Consider the following 20535-nt stretch of genomic DNA (forward strand, 5'->3'; position numbering starts at 1 on the left):
GTCCGCCGCCGGGTGGCCGCGCGTGAGCGCGACCGCGCCACGGCGTTGCTGGGCGACAGTCCCGCCATGCAACAGGTGCGTGAGCGCACTGCCCTTTACGCGCCTCACGACAGCACGGTCCTGGTAAGCGGTGCCACCGGCACCGGCAAGGAACTGGTCGCGCGCCAGCTGCATGCCGCAAGCGGACGACGTGGCCGCTTCGTTGCCATCAACTGCGGTGCGATCAGTGAATCGCTGCTGGAAGCGGAACTGTTCGGCTACACCGAGGGCGCGTTCACCGGTGCGCGGCGCGGCGGCCGCGTCGGTCTGGTGGAAGCGGCCGAAGGCGGCACCTTGTTTCTGGACGAGATCGGCGAACTGCCACTGCCGTTGCAGACGCGGTTGCTGCGCGTACTCGAGGAGCGCGAGGTGCTGCGAGTGGGGGCCACCGAACCGGTGGCAGTGAATGTGCGGGTGGTCGCCGCCACGCTGCAGGCACTGGAGGCACTGGTAGAGGCCGGCCGCTTCCGCCGCGACCTCTACTACCGCCTTGCCGCGCTGCGTATCGCCCTGCCCTCGCTGCGGGAGCATGCCGAGGACGTGCCGGCGCTGGTCGAACATTTCTTCCGACAGCTCGGCCATCGTGGCAGTCCACTGGACACGACCGCACTGGACGTCCTCAGCGCTTATTCCTGGCCGGGCAACGTGCGCGAGCTGCGCAACCTCGTGGACCGCCTGCGTGTGCACTGGCCGGTAGGGGCTGGCACCCTGGGGCTGCCACAACTGCTGGAGTGGGCACCGGAGCTGCAACCTGCCGGGAGCGGCATTCCCTCGGCTCAACGGCCCGTCCGTAGCAACACGCCGATACCCGGGTACCGTCCCGATCCGCACGTACTGAGCGAAGTGCTCGGCGCCTGTGGCGGCAATCGCGAACAGGCCGCCGCGCGCCTCGGCGTGTCACGTACGACGCTGTGGCGCTGGTTGCGCAGCAGCAGCTGATCTTCATGTACTGACGCTTTTCGCCCGACCAAGGGACTTCTTACTGAACTTTTCGGCATTTTCCGACGTCGCACGCCGTGAAAATCTGTCGCATTGAACCCTCCCTGTGCACAGCATCGCGTTCATCCAGCCAGCGGCCTGCGCCGCAGTCGGTGCTGTCTGCATCTGGCAGGCAGTAAAGTCCGCTCAATGTCGCGGCTGCCCCTTCGTGGGTTCCACACCTCACGCCCGCAAGCGCTGCGCAGATTCAGCGCAGTGGCGCAATGGACATTGGCGTGGCGGCGCGCGTTGCGCGGAGACGTCCGCGCACTGACGCGAGCAGCCCGAACTAAGCTGAAACGCGTTCAGCAGACCAAACCGCAGGTGAATTCTGCCATTTCGTCGCGATATCTCCGCTGCGCCTGCAACGGTAGGTTCGGTCACGGTCAGCCTGGCTGCCAACACCCAACCGATGCCCGTCCGGCCCTGTGGCCCGCTCGTTGCTACGAGGTAACTCATGCGTCTTTCGTCTCTTACCACCGCTCCGGCGGTGCGCTTTCCCACGGGCCGAACCGTTTCCGCAAAGAAGGAAGCGACCAACGCCACAGCGTTGGACCTTGTCCATATCCGGAACGGCGAAGTCCCGGTCGTGCCAGCACTCCCCTCCCCTCACGCACGCCGCCTGAGCATGGGTCATTTCACCGATGCCGGTCCAGCCAACGCGCCGGAGGTCACACCGGCACCGGACAATGCAGTGGAGGTACTGACAACACAGATCCGCGCTGCACTGCATGCGCTTGCTCCCGGCGGCCACGGGGCATTTGCCCGTGCCATTGAGCAGCTCCAACCGGATCCGGATATCCACCAGGGAGACTCCATGGAGCACCAGGTCAAGCACCTGCTCAAGGCGTTGCCGCGCGCGCGCACTTCGCGACAGCAGATGCTGCGGACAGCGTCCCACGTTCTGGCGCGCGCCGCCGATGCCGAGCTGCTGCTTGAGTACCAGGTGAACAAGCACAGCCGGGAACAGGCGCAGAACCACTACCCGGGGGCGCACGTGGAAACTTCGCGTGGGATGAGCCTGGGCGCTGCCGCCGGATTGCCGGGGATCGGCGAGGTGAGCCTCACCGGCAGCGCGCATCGAACCGACAGCACTTCCACCTATGACGACCTGGCAGTGGCCCACTTCTCGACCACCACGGTGACCGGTCGGGCCGCCCTCGAGGTTGGACTGCCTGCCGAAGTGACAGCAGGCGCGCAGGCCGGCGTGTACACCACCCGTGGCAGCGGACAGGTGGATGACAAGATGCAGGACCATGTACTGTCACTGGCGCGGGCGTCGGTTGCGCGCCGACTGGGGGGGTCCCGCCTGCTGCGGATCGCCAAGCGGTTGGTCGGGCCGCGGCGCGACCGTTATGCCGAACGCATCAGCACGGCACTGGCGTGGCAGACCCGCCTGCCCATGCTGCTGGGACACAGCGCCCCGCTGCGCACCCCAAGATTCCATCCCGCTGCCCCGGTGCCGATTCCCGCCACCCTGCGTACCGTAGGCGGCGAGCTGGCGGCCTGCGCGGGCATCGCCCTGCTGGGCGCAGAAGTTTCGGCGCACGCTGCCCGCACCGAAGTCACGATCAACCTGCCGTTGCGTTTGACCGACATGTCGGCGGAAGCGTGCGCGGTGCGCCAGGAAATCATGGTGCAGCGTCGTCTGGACGAGCGCGTCGCACACCTGCTGGAGCGCCAGTCCGGGCCACGATCACTGACACTGCAACTTGTGCAGCGGCTGCGCTGCACACCCGCAGGTGCCAGCGCGCTGGCAACACGCCTGGACGCTGTGAAGTACCTGGGCGCGGAATTCGATCATCTCGAAGCCCTGGCCCGGCACGCGCTGCAGGCTCCGCGCGTGGCAGCTCCCCCGCTGGCGTCGCTCAGCCGCGACTGGGGTGGCGACGGTCTACACCACGAACCGGTCATGGTGCACATGCTCGACACGCTGGCCTGGCTGCAGGCCACTCCTGCCCCGGCAACGGCAGATCCCACCCGGCAAGACTGGGAGCGACTGCAGGAATGCGTGCAGCAGCTGGCCAACCGCATCCATGGCAGTGCGATTCCGCACGACCGCCAGCGGGTGCACCAGGCCACGCACGCGATCCGCCCGATGACCCAGCGGGTCGCCAGCCGCCAAGGCACGGTGGGCCTGACCTCCTCACTGGCCATACCGGGTCTGGATGCCGCCATGCGCGCTACCGTGTCACGCATCGAGCGCGATGACCCGGATCCGCTGCGCGCCGGCACCTACATCGACCTCACCCTGACCGGCGAGCTCACCCCGGCGCTGGGAGAACTGCTGGCGCAGATCCAGCGCAGCGTCGCAGGCACAGGCGATCGCCTGCCGACCGAGCAGATCGAGCACGTATTGATGCATCTCTCACCCTCGTTCCCCAGTACGCTCAACACACGGTGCGTCGTTCGCCTGTTCCGGCCGCGATTCCAGCAGGAGCCCGGCTTCCCTGCGTGGTGCAAAGGCACGCACCTGCAGGCCGTGCGGCTGTCCGCAGGCAGCACCCAGGGATTGAATCTGGTCGCGCCGGTACCGGTCGCGCCGGGTGTATCGATCAAACCAGGCCTGCACTACCGGCGCGTGGAACAAGTGCCACAGCTGGAATGGCTGCACGATGGCACGCTCACCGGGCCGCTGCTCCGTTACATCTCCCTGCGCACCCCCGACGCCGATGAGGCGACGACCTGGGCCACGATGCTGGAACGCCATGGAGCGGACGTGGACCGGCTGGCCAGGACGCTCGCAGTTCCAGGGTCGGTACCGGCCAGCGAGGCGCGCTACTGGTTGACCCGGGAGGTCGGTCAGCAAGGTCCGACCCGGGCACAGCGTGCGGCGCTGGCCGAGCTGACGACGCTGGGGCACCTCCAGGATCCCACGGCGCGGCGCTCGCAGATGCACCGCCTGTTCCTGGCGGTTTCCGAGGTGACCCTGCGCGCCAAGCGCGCCTCGCCGCTCATCGGTGCGGCGGTGCTGCCGCCCTCCCCGCTGCGATGATTGCTGACCGTCGGCATCAGGGATACAGCTGGCGCTTGCTCCACTGGCCGTCGACCCCGACCTCGTAGCACCACCGCTCATGCAGGCGGAACTGCGCGCCGTACCAGAACTCGATCCGTTCCGGCACGACGCGCAGCCCGCTCCAGCCCTCCGGTCGCGGTACGTCGCGACCGGCAAAGCTGGCTTCTGCACTGGCCACGCGCGCATCAAACTCCTCACGCGAGCCAAGGGTGTGCGACTGCAGCGAAGCCCACGCTCCGATCTGGCTCATGCGCGGGCGGGAAGCGAAGTAGGCATCCGCTTCGGCTGCGTCCACCTGCTCGACACGCCCTTCGATCCGGACCTGGATGCCTGCCTCACGCAGGCTGCGCCACAGCAGCAGCAGTGCAGCGTGCGGATTGACCTGCAGTTCGCGCCCTTTATGGCTGTCCAGATGCGTGTAGAACACGAAGCCGCGCGCGTCGAACGCCTTGAGCAGCACGGTGCGTGCCGACGGGCGCCCTTGGGCGTCGGCGGTGGCCACGGTCATGGCATTGGGTTCAAGCTCGGCGCTGGCTTTGGCTTCGTCGAACAACGCGGCGAAAGTGGTCAGCGCTTCGGTGTAGAGATCGGTCATGAGCGGTTTGGATTCTTCACACAGTGGGTTTATTGTCGTCGCATGCGTACCGAGCCGTACATGCCCCGCGACAGAGGATTTCCGGCCGAACTGGTGGCACAGGCGCTGGAAGACGCCTTGGGCGTGTCCAGCCCGGTCCCAGTATTGGCCATCAGCGGCCTGCAGGGCAGTGGCAAATCGACGCTGGCCGCCCAGGTGGTGACGCTGGCCGCCGCGCGCGGACTGCGCGCCGCCGCCCTGTCGATCGACGATTTCTACCTGACCCGGGCACAACGGCAACGCCTTGCCCGGCAGGTACATCCGTTGCTGCTGACGCGTGGCCCACCGGGTACTCACGACCTGCCGCTGGCGCATGCCACGCTGGATGCCATTGGGGCGCGGCAGCCGGTGGCCCTGCCCCGCTTTGACAAGCTGGCCGACGAGCGCATCGCCCAGACACAATGGAGGCTGGAAGGCGCACTGGACCTGCTGGTGTTCGAGGGCTGGTTCCTGGGCACGCCCGCGCAGCAACCGGAGGAACTCGCTGCACCGCTGAACGCGCTGGAGCGGGAGGCCGATGCGGATGGCCGCTGGCGCTCATGGTGCAACCAGGCCCTGGCCGAGCACTACCCGGCACTCTGGCACCGCTGTGACCGCCTGTGGTTTCTGCAGCCGCCCGATTTCGCGGTGGTTCCTCGGTGGCGCTGGCAGCAGGAACAGCACCTGCAGGCGGCACAACCGGAGCGCAGCAGCATGAGCCGTCCGCAGCTGGAGCGTTTCGTACAGTACTACGAACGCGTCAGCAGACAGGCCCTGCGTTGCCTGCCCTCGAAGGCCGACCGCGTGGTGGTGCTGGACGATCAGCGCCAGGTAGTTGCATTGGAAACCGCATCCGGCTGAGCGGGAGATCGGTGCGGAGGTGGTAGCATCGGCGGTGATGAATCCCGCTCCGAACCTGATCCTTGTTGGCCCCATGGGGGCCGGAAAAACCTGCATTGGACGCCGACTGGCCGAGCGCTTCACGCTGGACTTCGTCGACGCCGACCAGGCCATCGTGGAGAAGGCCGGGGCCAGCATCGCCACCATCTTCGAGCTGGCTGGCGAGGCCGGCTTCCGTCAGCACGAACGCCAGGTGCTGCACACCCTGTTGGCCGGCAGCGGCCGGCTGGTGTCCACCGGCGGCGGCGCAGTGCTCGATCCGGACAACCGCGAGGCCATTTCCCGGCGCGGATTCGTGGTGTATCTGCGGGTCAGCGTGGAGGCGCAGCTGGAACGCCTGGCACGCGACCGGACCCGACCGCTGCTGCAGCGTCCCGATCGCGAGCAGGTTCTGCACGAGATGGCGACCCTGCGCGACCCGCTGTACCGGTCGCTGGCCGACCTCACGCTCGATACCGATCTCTACACGCCCGCCGAGGCCACCGCGCAGCTGGTGCTGCGCCTGGCCGGCCAGTGGCAACGCCTGGACATCCCCCATGAGTAATGCCCCCGCTTCTGCTCCCCGTACCGTCGCCGTCGGTGCCGAGGTCCCCTATACCATCCACATCGGTCCGGGCCTGTTGAACCAGGGCCAGCTGCTGGCTTCGCAGGTACGTGGGCGTCACGTGCTGCTGCTCAGTGACAGCAAGGTGGCCCCGCTGTATCTGGCCGGGGTCAGGCAGACCCTGTTGGCGCAGCGGCCCGACCTGATCGTGGGCGACCTGGTGCTGCCGGCCGGAGAAGCCTCCAAGACGCTGGCCAATTTCGGCGCGGCGATGACCGCGCTGGCCGCGCTGGGGGCCACCCGCGACGCCTGCGTGATGGCGCTCGGCGGCGGCGTCCCGGGCGACCTGGGCGGATTTGCGGCCGCCTGCTGGATGCGCGGCGTGGACTGCGTGCAGCTGCCCACCTCGCTGCTGGCGATGGTGGACTCGTCGGTGGGGGGCAAGACCGCCGTGGACATTCCGGAAGGCAAGAATCTGGTGGGGGCGTTTCATCCGCCACGCGCGGTGATCGCCGACACCGCCACACTGCGCACCCTGCCCGCCCGCGAACTGCGCGCCGGCCTGGCCGAAGTGATCAAGTACGGCGCGATCCGCGATCCGCTGTTCTTCCAGTGGCTGCAGGCTGAACGCCACGCCCTGCTGGCGGCCGACGATGCCGCGCTGGCACAGGCGATTGCCCGCAGCTGCGAACACAAGGCCGACATTGTCGCGCGCGATCCACTTGAGCGTGGCGAGCGTGCGCTGTTGAACCTGGGCCACACCTTTGGTCACGCCATTGAAACCGAACAGGGCTACGGGGCACCGGGCAACGACAACCTCAACCACGGTGAAGCGGTCGCCGTGGGGATGGTGCTGGCCGCGCGGCTGTCGGCGCGGCTGGGCATGAGCGACCCAGCCGATACCCAGACCCTTCGTGACCTGCTGGCCGACTATGGCCTGCCGGTGGCGATCCCCGCAGGCCTGGATCCGCAGGCGTTGCTGGGACGCATGCGCCTGGACAAGAAGAACGTGGCCGGCCGCCTGCGGCTGGTGTTGTGGCGCGGGATCGGCCGCGCCGAAGTCGTCGCGGACGTCGACGAAGCCGACGTTCTGGCCGGGCTGCAGGCCGGCTGAACTGCGACCGTTCGCCGCACGGGCTGACCTGATGGAGTGACGGTCGCCTGCACGCCCGACCGTTACAATTGCGGCCATGCATGTTTACCTGCAGCAACAACTGGGCGGCTCCGAGCCCGTCCGCTTCGTGCGGCTGACCCTGCAACCGGACCTGTTCGGCTGCTGGGAGCTGCTGCGCGAAAGCGGAAGCCCTGGCCGACGCTCACAACTGCGGGTGAGCCAGTTCGAGCTGGCCGAGGAAGCGCAGCGCGCATTCGAACACGAACGCGATGCGCTGCTCACGCGCCAGTTCCAGATTCTTTCGCATCCCCTGCTGCCGTGAGCCGCGGCAGCACCCATTTCAAGGAAGCCCTCCGTGACCAGCCACACCCGCCACGATCGCCTGCTGCGCGCCCTGCGTCGGCAACCGGTGGATTGCACCCCCGTCTGGCTGATGCGCCAGGCCGGCCGCTACCTGCCGGAATACCGCGCCACCCGCGCCAAGGCCGGCAGCTTCCTGGCGATGGCCAAAAATCCGGAGATCGCCTGTGAGGTGACCCTGCAGCCGCTGCGCAGGTACGACCTGGACGCGGCGATCCTGTTCTCGGACATTCTGACCGTGCCCGACGCGATGGGGCTGGAGTTGTACTTCGTTGAAGGCGAGGGCCCCAAGTTCCGCCACCCGGTCCGCGACGCTGCGGCGATTGCCCGCCTGGCGGTGCCGGACATGGAAACGGAACTGCGCTACGTGATGGACGCGGTGCGGGTGATCCGCCGCGAACTCGATGGCCGCGTGCCGCTGATCGGCTTCTCGGGCAGCCCGTGGACGCTGGCCTGCTACATGGTGGAAGGTGGCGGCAGCAAGGACTTCGCACGGATCAAGGCGATGGCACTCAACGAGCCGGCCGCGCTGCACCAGCTGCTGTCGGTGGTGACCGATGCGGTGGTCGCGTATCTGGCCGCGCAGCGCGCGGCCGGTGCGCAGGTCCTGCAGGTATTCGATACCTGGGGCGGCGTGCTCAGCCCGGCGATGTACCAGGAGTTCTCGCTGCGTTACCTCACCCGCATCGCGCAGGAGCTGGACCGCGGCCAGGGTGAGGAGCGCACGCCGTTGATCCTGTTCGGCAAGAGCACCGGTCTGCATCTGGGCGCACTGGCGGACACCGGTGCCGACGCGCTGGGCGTGGACTGGACGCTTGACCTGTCCGACGCCGTCGCACGAACCGGCGGTCGGGTCGCGCTGCAGGGCAATCTGGATCCGGCCACGCTGTACGGCAATCCGGAGGCGATCGAACGCGCCGCGGGCCAGGTACTGGACAGCTACGCACAGGGCAATGGGGGCTCGCGGGAAGGTCATGTCTTCAACCTGGGCCACGGCATGTCTCCGGACATGAATCCCGAACACGTGCAGGTGCTGGTGGAGGCCGTGCACCGCCTGAGCCGGCGCTGAGGAAACCGCCATGACGACCGCCAGCTATGCCTCGATGCGCCCCTTGTTGTGGCTGGTGTCGCTGGCGATCTTCATGCAGATGCTGGACTCGACCATCGTCAATACGGCACTGCCGGCGATGGCACGCAGCCTAGGAGAAAGCCCGCTGCAGATGCAGTCGGTGGTGTTCAGCTACGCACTGGCGGTGGCCACCTTCATTCCCGCCTCCGGCTGGATCGCGGACCGTTTCGGCACGCGCCGCACGTTCCTCGTGGCCATCATCCTGTTCACCCTGGGCTCGCTGGCCTGCGCACTGGCGCAGACCCTGCACCAGCTGGTGGGCGCACGGGTACTGCAGGGCGTAGGCGGCGCGATGCTGCTGCCGGTGGGTCGACTGGCCGTCATGCGCTCGGTGTCGCGCGAGCAGTTCCTGCGGGCGATGAGCTTCATCGCCATCCCGGCACTGATCGGCCCGCTGATCGGCCCGACCCTCGGCGGCTGGCTGGTCGAGGTGGCGTCCTGGCACTGGGTATTCCTGATCAACCTGCCGATCGGCGCGATCGGCTATGTCTGGGCCATGAAGGTCATGCCGGATCACTACGCCGAGCATCGCACCCGCTTCGACATCGCCGGCTACCTGATGCTGGCCTTCGGCATGGTGGTTCTTTCGCTGGCATTGGACGGCATTTCCGGCATGGGCACCCCGCATGCGCTGGTGATGCTGATGACCGTGGCCGGACTGGCGGCCCTGGTCGGCTACTGGCTGCACGCCGCCAATTCCACTGCCCCCTTGTTCTCGCTGGCGTTGTTCCACGTGCCCAGCTACCGGATCGGCATTCTGGGCAATCTGTTTTCACGCATCGGCAGCAGCGCGATGCCACTGCTGATCCCGCTGCTCCTGCAGGTGGGGCTGGGCATGAGTCCGATGAATGCCGGGCTGATGATGATCCCGGTGGCTGCCGCCGGCATGCTGTCCAAGCGCTACGCGGTCAAGCTGGTAGAGAGGTTCGGCTACCGCCGCGTGCTGATGGTCAACACGGTGCTGGTCGGCGTGGCCATGGCCAGCTTCATGTTCATGCTGCCGGGCCAGCCGATGTGGCTGCGCATCGTGCAGCTGGCGTTGTTCGGCGCGGTGAACTCGTTGCAGTTCACGGTCATGAACACCGTCACCCTGCGCGATCTCGACCGTGACTTCGCCAGCTCGGGCAACAGCCTGCTGTCAATGGTGATGATGCTGGCCACCGGATTTGGTGCGGCCGCCGCCGGCAGCCTGCTGGCCGCCTTCGATCATCTGGATGTACTGCACGGGGCGACGGCGGCCCTGCACGCCACGTTCGTGTGCGTCGGCGCGATCACGCTGACCTCCACCGTGATTTTCTGGCAGCTGCCCGACACCCGCCCGTCGCCGCGCGATGTGGAGGAAGTCGCCGAATAGGCGACTTCGGTAGCAGCGCACCGTTGGTACGCTGACGGCTCAACGCACCAACGGTGCGCTGCTACCGGGAGCCGTCCAGCAGCACCCGCGCAATCGCCTCTTCCAGCAGATCGGCCGTGACCGGCTTGCGCAGGAAGCCGCTGAAGCCGGCTTCGCGGACCTGGTCCTCGATGCCGGGATCGGTCCGCGCGGTCACCGCCAGCAGCGGCATCCGATAGCCCTGGTTGCGCAGGTGCCCGGCCAGTTCCATGCCCCCCAGACCGGGCAGGTCCAGGTCCAGCAGGACGACATCGAAGCTCGCCGCGCTCACCTCACGAAGCGCAGCCAACGCATGCATCGCATGCTCGACGTGATGTCCGCGCGCGCCCAGCAACCCGGTAATCACACTGGCGACGGTCTCGTCGTCCTCTACCAGTAGAATACGCAGGGGCGGCAACGGCTGCCCCTGTACCACGCCACCCGCGCCGGCCAGCACCGCCGCCATTGCCGGTTGCAGGGGCAAGGGCAGCGTGACCGTGAATCGAGTACCGACGCCCAACTGGCTGTCCACTTCGATCTGCCCCTGCATCGCAAGCGCCAGCTCGCGGCAAATGGCCAGGCCCAGCCCGCTTCCGCCATATTGCGCCGCGGTGCGCGCACCATCGGCCTGTTCGAACCGCCGGAACAGCCGTTCCTGCTGGTCGCTGCTGATGCCCGGCCCGGTATCGGAAACCTCCAGATACAGCCCATGCTCGGGGGTCAGCGCACGCACCGTCAGTCGCACTTCACCCTGGCGGGTGAACTTGACCGCATTGCCAAGCAGATTCAGCAGTATCTGACGCAGGCGCAGGGCGTCGCCGACGCTGCAGGTTCCTTCCGGCAGCGTGTTGTCGACGACGAACCGCAGTTGTTTCTGTTCCGCCAGCGCGGTCATCAAGGTGCAGACATCGGTAATCAACGGCTGCAGCGGGAACGGCTGCTGCTGCAGTTGCAGCCGACCGGACTCGATGCGGGCCAGGTCCAGTGCATCGTTCACCAGATGCAGCAGATGCTCGCCGGCATGCCGGATGGACTCGGTGTAACTGCGCTGTTTTGCGTCCAGCGTCGAGGACAGCAGCAGCTCGCTCATGCCCAGTACCCCGGTCATCGGCGTGCGCACCTCATGACCGAGGTTGGCCAGGAAGCGGGTCTTGGCCGCCGAGGCCTGCTCGGCCAGCTCCTGCTTGTGCAACGCGAGCTGGTAGGCATGCCGGCGCTGCAGGCGGCGGCGGTACAGCCACGCAAACAGACTCAACAGCAGCAGCGCCATCGAGGTCAGCACCAGCAAACCGGACAAGCTGCGCCACCAGGGCGGCAGGACCCGGAAATCCAATGCCTGCACGCGGGACCAGACCAGGTCGGCCGAGCGCGCCTGCACTTCCAGCCGGTAGCGCCCGGGTGGGAGACGCGAGAACACACGCTCACCGCCTGGCCCCACTTCCACCCAATCCGGGTCATAGCCGGCCAACCGGTAGCGGTAACTGTTGGACGAGGAATCGGCGAACGACAGCAGCCGCGCCACGATGCGCAGGTCGCGATCGGCATCGGCGATCTCCAGGGGAGCCAGGTGGGTCAGGTCGAGCACACGCTCGCCACGACGCACCTCGACCCGTTCGATGACCAGCGGCGCGCGGCGCGACGCCGGGCGCACCTGGTCCGGATCGAACAGGACGACGCCTGCGGGCGTGCCGCCGACGATGTGTCCGCTGGCGGTACGGACCAGGGTGTTGGTGCGGAATTCCTGGCTGGGCAGGCCATCATGCACGCCGTACTGGCGTACGTTGGCGTGCGCGGTGTCCACCCGGATCAAGCCGCGGGCGCTCGCGGCCCACACCACGCCCTGGGCATCCACGGCCAGCCCGGTCGCGGCCAGCTCGGGATAGCCATCGGCCGCACCCACCACCGCCAGGCGCTGCAGCTGGGTACCGCTCCACCGATACCGACTGAGCCGGCCTTCTTCGGAAACCCAGACCGAGTCGTCATCGGCCCGCGCCATGGCGTGCACGCCGCGCACCGGCCCGCCAGGCATCGGCTCGAAGCGCTCCCGTCCCGGCACCCAGTGCATCATGCCCTGGCTGGTCGCCAGCCAAAGATGGTCCTGCGGACCGCACAACAGGCTCTGTACCACCTGCCCGCTGCCCAGCCCGGCCTGACCGGGCGCAACCCGCTGGGTCACCCGGCCCTCCAGGGTGCGCTGCTGGACACCGCCGACGGCCGCTGCCCACAGGTGCTCGTCATCACAGATCACCATCGAATCCACCACGCCGGCCAGGCTGGCGTCGGTGCCGGCGTCACTCCCCCAGCGCCGCATCGAGCGGTCGCGCGGGTCGTAGCGCAGCAGCGCCCCGTTCGACCCGATCCAGACGCGCCCACGCGGATCCTCCGTCACCGACATCAGCCAGTTGATCCCGTCCACCCAGGTGCGATGCTGCTCCACCCGCCCGGTGCCAGGGTCGAACTTGTCCAGCGCCCCGTGCGTGCCTACGGTCCAGACGCCGCCATCCGCCGACGCGGCCACACCCAGCACATATCCGTTGCGCAGCGAGGTCGGGTCGTCTTCCAGACGTGAAAGCACCGAAAACTGCCACCAGCGCGGCAGCAGATGCCACAGCCCCCCGTTGGTACTGGCCAGCCAGATGCCGCCTTCACGGTCTTCGTAGGCTCCCGCCCAGTTCGGCCGCACCTGCCCACGTGCCAGTGCGCTGTACAGCGGCACCTGCTGGAACTGACCGTCATAGGCGCGCCCGAGACCTGAAAGTGTGTCCAGCCAGTAGCCGCCCTGCTCGTCGCGCAACAGCATCCCAAGCACCTGGTCACCCTGGCTGACCTTCCAGGGTGCCGGCTCGAAGCGGCCGTCGGGTCGGCGGACAGTGACCCCGCGATTGGTGCTGATCCACAGGCTGCCATCCAGCTCGGGGGTGAGGCCATTGATGTTGTCTTCAGGCAGGGTGCCCGGCGGGATCGTTTCAAAGTCCTTGCCTGTCCAGCGCGCGAGTCCGGATTTGGTAGCGACCCAAAGGCTGCCGTCCACGGTAGTCGCCAGCTGCACCACCGATGCCGATGGGAGACTGCGTGCATTGCCTGGTTCGGGCATGTAGCGGGTCAGATCGCCATTGGGTCGAAGTCGATACAGCCCCCCCAGGTAGGTGCCAAACCACACCGCCCCGTCCGGGGTGGAGGTGATTGACCAGATGGTGTTGCTGGTCATCTCGGGATGACTGCTGCGATCAAAGAACCGCAGCTCGCGTCGATCCGGCGACATCATCGCCATCCCGGCGTTTTCGGTACCGATCCACAGCTGGTTGCGCGCGTCCACATGCACGCTCCACACGTGGTTGTCGCGCAGACCGTCCTCGGCGCGCCATATCCGGTAATTGCGCCCATCAAAGCGCGCCAGACCATCGTTGGTCGCCAGCCACAGGTAGCCGTAGCCGTCCTCGGCCATGCGGTTGACGGTGTTGGACGGCAGACCATCGAACACCGTCAGCTGCCGCGGCGTGGGCGGAACGGGCTGCGCCGTTACCCTCTCCGGCAGAAGCATCACCAGGGCCAGCAGGAGCAGCCAACGCAAGCGCACCACCAATGGATCTCCTGAGGCGAATCGGACATGCCAGCCCGATACGGCCGACATTGGGGCAAACCTGTCGCAGCCCGCCCACTCGGGCATGGTAAACGGTTCCTCCCGCTACGACGAACCCTCCTCGCCCACTGCCTGCTGCAGTGCCTGCTGCAGCCCGGCAGGGTCGATCGGCAGCGGCAGCACTGCATTGCCGCCGGCCGCATGGGTGGCCGACAGCAACGCCGCCGGATCGCCGACAGGCCCGGCAGTGAGAAGGACTGCGACCCGCGCGTTGCGTGCCCGGATCATCTCCAGCACGGCCAGGCCGCCCAGGCCCGGCAGTTCGAGGGCCAGCAGGACCGCATCGAAGGGTGCCGATTCCAGTTCCGCCATCGCCGCCAGTGCGTGGGCAACGTGCACGGCCCCGTGGCCCTGCGCCTGCAGCAGCTGGCACAGGATCAATGCCTGTTCCGCATCAGCTTCCACCACCAGCACGCGCAAACCGTTTGCCACGCGCGCCCTTCCCAGTTCCTGCAATCCCAGTCGCATGAGCACCGTCCAGCGCCCGCCGTCGGTGGCATGCAGTCGTAACGTGCCGCCCAGGGTACGCACAAGACCCTGTGTCGCATCCAGCGCTTCGTTGAGTACGCTTCGGGACGGCGAAGGAATAGCCCGTGGCCGCGCCGCCTGCGCGGGATCAGCGCGCCGTGCCGGACGCGCCGACGTGGTGGCCAGCTCCATCAACACGCTCTCCCGCCCGGGTTGCCACCAGACCTGCAGCACCAGCCCGGCACATCCGGTGCGGGTGACGAGAATGTGGGTGACCTCGTCCAGCAGCTGCAGCAGTCGTTCGGGATCACCGCAGGTCTGCGCCTGCGGAGCCAGGTGGACACAGAGCCCCACCCCGCTGCCCTGCGGGCACAGTGTGAGCACGCTGCGGGCCTGCCATTGGCGGCACAGATCTGCGATGCGTATGCCCCGTGCCTGCAATGGCATCTGTCCCGCATCGATGCGTGCCTCGTCCAGCGCATGGTCGAGCACGTGCAGCAGGGTCTGCCCGCCCTGGCGGATCCGTTCCAGCTGCTGTCGCTGGGCCGGTGCCAACGGCGACGCAAGCAGCAGCTCACTCAACCCCAACACGCCGGTCAGGGGTGTCCGGATCTCATGCCCCAACGTGGCCAGGTAGCGCTCCTTGGCCCGCGCGGACTGCTCGGCCAGCAGCCGGCGCTGCATCGACTGCTGCCGCCCCCTGGACCGCTGCACCTGGCGCAGCGTGACCCACGCCGCCCCCACCAGCAGCAATGTCGCCAGACCGAGGCGCAGACCCACCCACAGCGGGTGATCCCAGCCACCTCGCTGGACCACCAGTTGCATCCACTCGCTGCCCGACCAGTGGCCGTCCGGCTGCCGGGCCTGGAACTCCAACCGGTAATGGCCGGCCGGCAATTTCGGGAATCCGCGCGTGCCGCGACGGCCCACCCGGATCCAGTCGCGATCAAACCCGTGCAGGCGGAAGCGATACTGCTGGGTTTCCACAGCCGGCCCCAGCCGGCGAACGGTGACCTGGAGATCGCGATCAGTTGTGTCCATGCGAAGCACGGAACGCAACGGCAACACCTGCAGTCCGTCGTCACGGCGTACCTGCACCCGCTCCACCACGGGAGCAGGGTCTGGCATCCCGCCATCCAGACCCAGGGGATCAAAGCGGACGCCGCGTCCCTCTTTGTCCAGCGCGAGCATGTGCATCCCCTGCGCCAGCAGATGCGACGAAAGCAACGCCGCGGGAACCCCGTCAGCACGGGTATACACCCGCACCTGGCCTTCGCGCGGCAGGACCTGGAGCAGACCGCGTGCGCTGGTGGCCCACAACACACCGTGGGCGTCCTCGGCCAAGGCATGGAAACGCAGTGGCGGCACGCCGTGCCGCTCGTCGATGCGGACCGTGTGCTGCAGGCCCTCGTCACTGATGCGATAGCGCCGCAGCACGCCAGGACCGGCGACCCATAGCGCACCGTCAGCGGTAACGTGCAGCGCGTTGGTTTCCTCGTCGCTGCCCGAGGGGGACGCGAATCGCCCATCTTTCCATCGCCGCACACCCTGTGCGCCTCCCCACCACAAACCACCGCTCGCATCACAATGCAACGCCTGCGGACCTTCCGGGCGCGGATGGGCCGCGTCCCATCGCCACCGACGGGAACGCGGCGGCGCGTCGCGGTGACGCTCCACCGCCTGCCCGTCGACCCGCCAGCGGGTGCCATCGGCGCATCGCAGTGCATGCGACTGCTCGCCTTCCAGCCGTATGCCCGTGAGCGAAGTGACAGGAGCCTGCGGAAGCGATACCGGACGAAAGTGCTGCCAGTGCGGAGGCAGCCGCCATACGCCCAGATGCCGACCCAGCAACCAGAGACCCCCATGACGATCCTCGAATACAGTGCGGAACTGCGGGGCAAGCGGAGCGGTGAGCGAAGCCAGTGAGATATGCGGGGATGCCCCTCCGTGCCGCCAGACCATCGCGCCGCGCGCCAGCCAGGCTCCCCCCTGGCGGGCGGCTCCCAGCGCGCGCGACTCGGTCGCCAGATCCATCGGCTCCAATGCCGCGCTTCCACTGCCGCGCCATGGTCCTGCTGCCCCGCTGACCCACAGCTGCCTTGCCTCATCGACCAGCAGCGCGGCGACGGGAGCATTCGCCAGGAGCGAGGGTGATGGCCGGGAGAAGTGTCCGTCGTGCCAACGGGCCAGGCCACCTGGGGTGCCGACCCACAGACTGCCATCGGCAGTAAAGGCCAGGTGCTCAACGACCCGGTCTGGAAGACCGTCGCCACGCACAGTAGGAAGGAACTGGCGCAGGCGGTGGTCCGGGCCCAGACGGAACAATCCCGCGCCGCGCGTGCCGAACCATACCTCGCCCGCCAGCCCCGGGAGTATCACCAGCACCGCTGCATGTCCCATTGCCGGAAAGCGCTGTGCGTCGAAAGTGTCCCACTGCTGGCGGTCGGCGGACACCCTGACCAGCTGTCCCTGTCCGGTTCCCAGCCAGAGCTGGTCATGGACGTCGCGTGCCATCGCCAGGATCTGATTGTCGGGCAACCCCTGCTCGCGCCTCCAGGTTCGAAAACGGCGTCCATCGAAACGGGCCACACCGTCATCGGTGGCAAACCACAGGTACCCGTGACGATCCTCAAGCAGGGCGTGAACCAGATTGGACGGAAGGCCATCGACGGTCGTGAAGCGCTTGGCACTGTCCGGCACTGCCTGTGCAGCCCACGATTGCAGCAGCCCCAGCAGCAGGCAGACCCAAGGCACCCGAAGACGATCCATCAGCACCTCCGGCAACGGGCCACCGCCATCTGCAACCGCTGGGCAGTGAGCGGCAGGCGCAGAAAAACGTCGAATCCGGCAGCCAGGGCCTCGCGTTCGGCACAGGCATCGGCGCGCGGACTCAGTGCCAGCCGGGCCACGCCAGGCCATGCCAGGGGCAGCCGCGCACTGACGCGTTCGCCTCCGGCGAGCATGTCCGGATCAGCGGCAATCAGGTCCCAGGGGCCGGGATCGACCTGGGTCAGCCAGTGGCTGGCGTCGTCCACACCAAGCACCTGGTGACCGCTGGCCCGCAGCAGGGCACACACCACGTCCGACAATGCGGTGGAGGGCAGCAGCACCATCACCCGCAGGCAGCGTCTTTCGTCGAGCAGAACGGGCAGTTCCGGCACGGTGCCGCTGCGTGGTGCCCTCCTCCAAGGCAGGGTCACGGTCATGCGCGTGCCCCGGCCGAGCTGGCTGTCCACCTGGAGATCCCCGCCCATGGCGTGCACCAGGTCGCGACTGATCGCCAGCCCGAGCCCACTGCCGCCATGACGGGCCAGCGTTCTGGCACCGTCTGCCTGCACGAAGCGCTGGAACAGACGCCTCACCTGCTCGGCGGACATGCCCGGCCCCGTGTCGGCAACGCAGATCGCCAGGCCGTGTCCATCATCGCCACTGCGCACGGTGACCGCGACCTGCCCCCGCGTGGTGAACTTCAACGCATTTCCCAGAAGATTGAGCAGAACCTGGCGCAGCCGCTGCACGTCACCGAGGTGATGCTGCCCGGCGTCCAGTGCACAGTGCCAATGAAGGGAGATGGCTTTGCTCTGCGCTACCGGTGACAACAAGGCGTGCAGTTCGTCCAGCAGGGTGGACACCGCGACAGGCGCATGGACCAGATGCAACCGGCTGCCCTCGATGCTGGCGAGGTCGAGTGCGTCATCGGTGAGCTGCAGGAGATGATGCCCGGCCTGATACAGACTACCGACCTGGGTATGCTGGGTGGGCGAAAGCGGGGAATGCAGAAGCAGCTCGCTCCATCCAAGCACCGGAGTCATCGGCATGCGGATCTGGCGCCCCAATCGCGCCAGGAAACGCGAACGGTCCAGCGAATCGAGCTCTGCCAGATCACGGTGTTGACGGGACTGCCGACGTCTTTCGCGTCGCCGCTGCAGCGCATGCAGCAGCCGCCCTGCGAGCATCACGCCCGCGCATACGAGCAGACCCAGCAGGGTGCGCCCCATGGCCGTCTGCCACCAGCGTGGCTCCACCCGAAGCCGCAGCTCGCGCACGGCCGACCACGGGCCGCCGGCATGACGTGCCTGGATCAGCAGCACGTGTTCGCCCGCCGGCAGGCGGGCGAAGATCCGCTGCGCAACCGGCCCGGTGTCCACCCAACCCGCATCCTGACCCAGCAGCCGGAAGCGATGCCGGATGCGATCGGGATCGCCTCGTCCGAGCAGGCTCACCGACACACGCACGTTGCGGTCAACCGTGCTCAGGGAGACGGTGTCGCGGCCCAGTGGAAGGGCCAGCATCCGACCACCGCGATGCCGGGTCATGGCATCCACGACCAGCACGGGTACAGGCGAAGGCATCGGCACGGTCGACGGGTCAAAGGCCAGCACTCCGCCCTCGCGCACCGCTCCGAGCAGGGCTCCCGATCCCAGTCGCAACAGCTGGCGCGGCAGAATTTCCTGCGCTGGCAGCCCCTGCGGCACTCCCAGCACACGAATCTCGCCGCTGCCAGGATCCACGCGCACCAATCCCCGGGTCGCCCCCGCCCAGACCACGCCATTGGCATCCAGTGCCAGGGCCGCGGCGCGCAGCAGCGGAAAGCCCTGGTCCGCCGAAATACGCCGTAGCCGCTGCGTACCATCTCCGGTGGCACCATACTGTTCAAGTGCTGCATCTCGGGATACCCAGACCGTGCCATCGTCGGCCTCAGCCAGTGCCGCTGCCATGCCGCCACCTGCGGCACCGACACGCAGGAACCGGCCCTGCACAACGCTCCAGCGCAGGGGACCCTGCGGATCGGTCACCCATACCTCACCCCTGTCGGTGCAGAGCACCTGGCGTTCACTTCCGTCGCCGCTCAAGCCCAACTGCGTGGCCGTTGCGGCACGCAGCTCAGCCTTGTCTTCGGACCATCGGTATACGGTGTCGCCGGCCGCCAGCCAGACGTTTCCCTGCGCGCAGGCCTGCACACTGGAAACCGCGACGTTCGACGTGGCCCGCAGCGCCCAGCGTCGTGTCACCCCTGAGGCACGATCGTAGCGAAGCAGCTGGCCCGGCAGCGCTACCCACACACGCCCCAGCGCGTCTTCATCCAGGGCGACGGACATCGGCTGCACACCGGCCGCAATCAGTGCCACCGGGTGGGATGTACGGCCGCTGCGCAGATCCAGCCGCTGCAGAAGGCCGTCAGCTCCGGCAACCCACGCATGGTGCTGCCCCGACGCGGCCAGCGCGCGCACGGGTTGAATTCCACGATTGGGCGGGGTCACACCGATGGCCGGCATCAGGGTGAACTGCTGCCAGTTCGACGGCAGCCACCACAGACCGCGATGTTCGCTGACCCACCACAGGTCGCCATTGCGCGCCTGCAGCAGCTGCCGGATCTGCAGCGGCGCGTGTCCTTCAACGCTGTGCGGCCACATCCCGACCGGATAGGTCGTGCCTCCCAGCCGCCACTGCAGCTCCGCGCCTGCCTGTTGCCAGACCACGCCCTGCTTGTCGCGCAACAGCGTACGCACCGCCTGCGGCCCGGCCACCCTCTGGCCACCACGATCCAATACCCAGCTTTGTTTGCCCAGGGTGATCTCGACGCCGCCGGCAGGGTCCGGCCACACGTGCAGCAGCGGCCCGGTCGCTGACGCGGGCAATGCCCGCTCGCTGAAGTCAGTGCCCTGTCCACGCCACAGCCGGTTTGCGCTGATGACCCACACCACATTGTCGCGATCAACCACCACCTGCCGCACCGTCTGGTCATCCAGCATCACGCGCTTCCAGGATGCATGCGTGGACGCTCGCAGATACAGGCGTTCGTCGTCGCCAATGACCCAGACACGACCGTCATGGCCGCTGGTGACCTGACGGATGCGACCGCGGCGTATTGCCGTCGGGGCCGCTGCGTCCGCACGTTCGAACGTGGTGCGGTCGACGCCCAGCACGACCACGCCCTGGTTGGCCGTCGCCAGCCAGACGCGATCGCCAGCATCAATGTGCAGGTCGATCAGGTCCGCGTCGGGCAATCCCTCCGCGCGATGCAGCGTCCGGAAGCGTTGCCCGTCATAGCGCAGGAGTCCGTCGCTGCTGGCCAGCCAGAGATAACCGGTGGCATCTTCGGCCACTGCGCGGATGTCAGGCGTCGGCAAGCCGTCAGCGGCCCCCAGTGGCCGCGGCCAGGGCAGAGGCATCACCATCGCGGACCCGGGATCGGACCACGCCATCAGCAGCCCCCAGATCAGGCAGGTCATCAGCCCACGCAGGGCATCTTGCACGCGCATCAACCTCTACCGCAGCAACGTTGGTTCAATGCGGCAAACGATATCGATCTGCGCGGCGCGCTGCCGCGCCATTTGCGTCACGCTGTCTCGCGATGGCAG

General features: G+C 67.7%; 12 protein-coding genes. 8 read left to right on the forward strand and 4 right to left on the reverse strand.

The window, feature by feature from the left end:
- On the forward strand, positions 1–978 hold a 978-nt coding region (locus EGJ34_RS00005; protein WP_125357821.1), incomplete at its 5' end, for a sigma 54-interacting transcriptional regulator.
- A gap of 667 nt (positions 979–1645) precedes the next feature.
- Positions 1646–4012: a hypothetical protein gene (locus EGJ34_RS00010; RefSeq protein WP_125357823.1), complete on the forward strand. Its 2367-nt coding sequence runs from the start codon at positions 1646–1648 to the stop codon at positions 4010–4012.
- A gap of 16 nt (positions 4013–4028) precedes the next feature.
- Here EGJ34_RS00010 and pdxH read toward each other — a convergent pair whose 3' ends face one another.
- Positions 4029–4628: a pyridoxamine 5'-phosphate oxidase gene (gene pdxH / locus EGJ34_RS00015; protein WP_125357825.1), complete on the reverse strand. Its 600-nt coding sequence runs from the start codon at positions 4626–4628 to the stop codon at positions 4029–4031.
- Positions 4629–4688: 60 nt separating this feature from the next.
- On the opposite strand from pdxH, the gene EGJ34_RS00020 reads away from it, so the two are divergent.
- The 6 genes from EGJ34_RS00020 to mdtD all read left to right on the forward strand — a co-directional run bounded on the left by EGJ34_RS00020 (position 4689) and on the right by mdtD (position 10047).
- Positions 4689–5507: a kinase gene (locus tag EGJ34_RS00020; RefSeq protein ID WP_125357827.1), complete on the forward strand. Its 819-nt coding sequence runs from the start codon at positions 4689–4691 to the stop codon at positions 5505–5507.
- A gap of 37 nt (positions 5508–5544) precedes the next feature.
- The gene (locus EGJ34_RS00025; protein WP_125357829.1) at positions 5545–6090 is read left to right on the forward strand and encodes a shikimate kinase; all 546 of its coding nucleotides are present in this window, start codon (positions 5545–5547) and stop codon (positions 6088–6090) included.
- Positions 6083–7204, forward strand: coding sequence for a 3-dehydroquinate synthase (aroB, locus tag EGJ34_RS00030; RefSeq protein ID WP_125357831.1), 1122 nt, complete (start codon positions 6083–6085; stop codon positions 7202–7204). The genes EGJ34_RS00025 and aroB overlap by 8 nt, the downstream gene beginning before the upstream one ends.
- Before the next feature lie 76 nt (positions 7205–7280).
- Complete coding sequence (locus EGJ34_RS00035) at positions 7281–7526, forward strand: WGR domain-containing protein (protein WP_125357833.1); 246 nt, start codon at positions 7281–7283, stop codon at positions 7524–7526.
- A gap of 33 nt (positions 7527–7559) precedes the next feature.
- Positions 7560–8633 (forward strand): uroporphyrinogen decarboxylase, encoded by a 1074-nt coding sequence (gene hemE, locus EGJ34_RS00040; protein ID WP_125357835.1) that lies wholly within the window; start codon positions 7560–7562, stop codon positions 8631–8633.
- Positions 8634–8643: 10 nt separating this feature from the next.
- Positions 8644–10047: a multidrug transporter subunit MdtD gene (gene mdtD / locus EGJ34_RS00045; RefSeq protein WP_125357837.1), complete on the forward strand. Its 1404-nt coding sequence runs from the start codon at positions 8644–8646 to the stop codon at positions 10045–10047.
- Between the two features lie 61 nt (positions 10048–10108).
- Here mdtD and EGJ34_RS00050 read toward each other — a convergent pair whose 3' ends face one another.
- From EGJ34_RS00050 to EGJ34_RS00060, 3 genes are all read right to left on the reverse strand, one after another.
- The gene (locus tag EGJ34_RS00050) at positions 10109–13645 is read right to left on the reverse strand and encodes an ATP-binding protein (RefSeq protein ID WP_125357839.1); all 3537 of its coding nucleotides are present in this window, start codon (positions 13643–13645) and stop codon (positions 10109–10111) included.
- A gap of 105 nt (positions 13646–13750) precedes the next feature.
- Entirely contained in the window at positions 13751–16942 is a 3192-nt protein-coding gene (locus EGJ34_RS00055) for a two-component regulator propeller domain-containing protein (RefSeq protein WP_185750013.1), read from the reverse strand.
- Positions 16942–20436, reverse strand: a complete 3495-nt coding sequence (locus EGJ34_RS00060) for an ATP-binding protein (protein WP_125357843.1) — start codon at positions 20434–20436, stop codon at positions 16942–16944. The genes EGJ34_RS00055 and EGJ34_RS00060 overlap by 1 nt, the downstream gene beginning before the upstream one ends.
- Positions 20437–20535 lie beyond the last annotated feature (99 nt).

Source organism: Stenotrophomonas sp. 278 (assembly GCF_003935715.1).
Classification (GTDB): Bacteria; Pseudomonadota; Gammaproteobacteria; order Xanthomonadales; family Xanthomonadaceae; genus Stenotrophomonas; species Stenotrophomonas maltophilia_AH.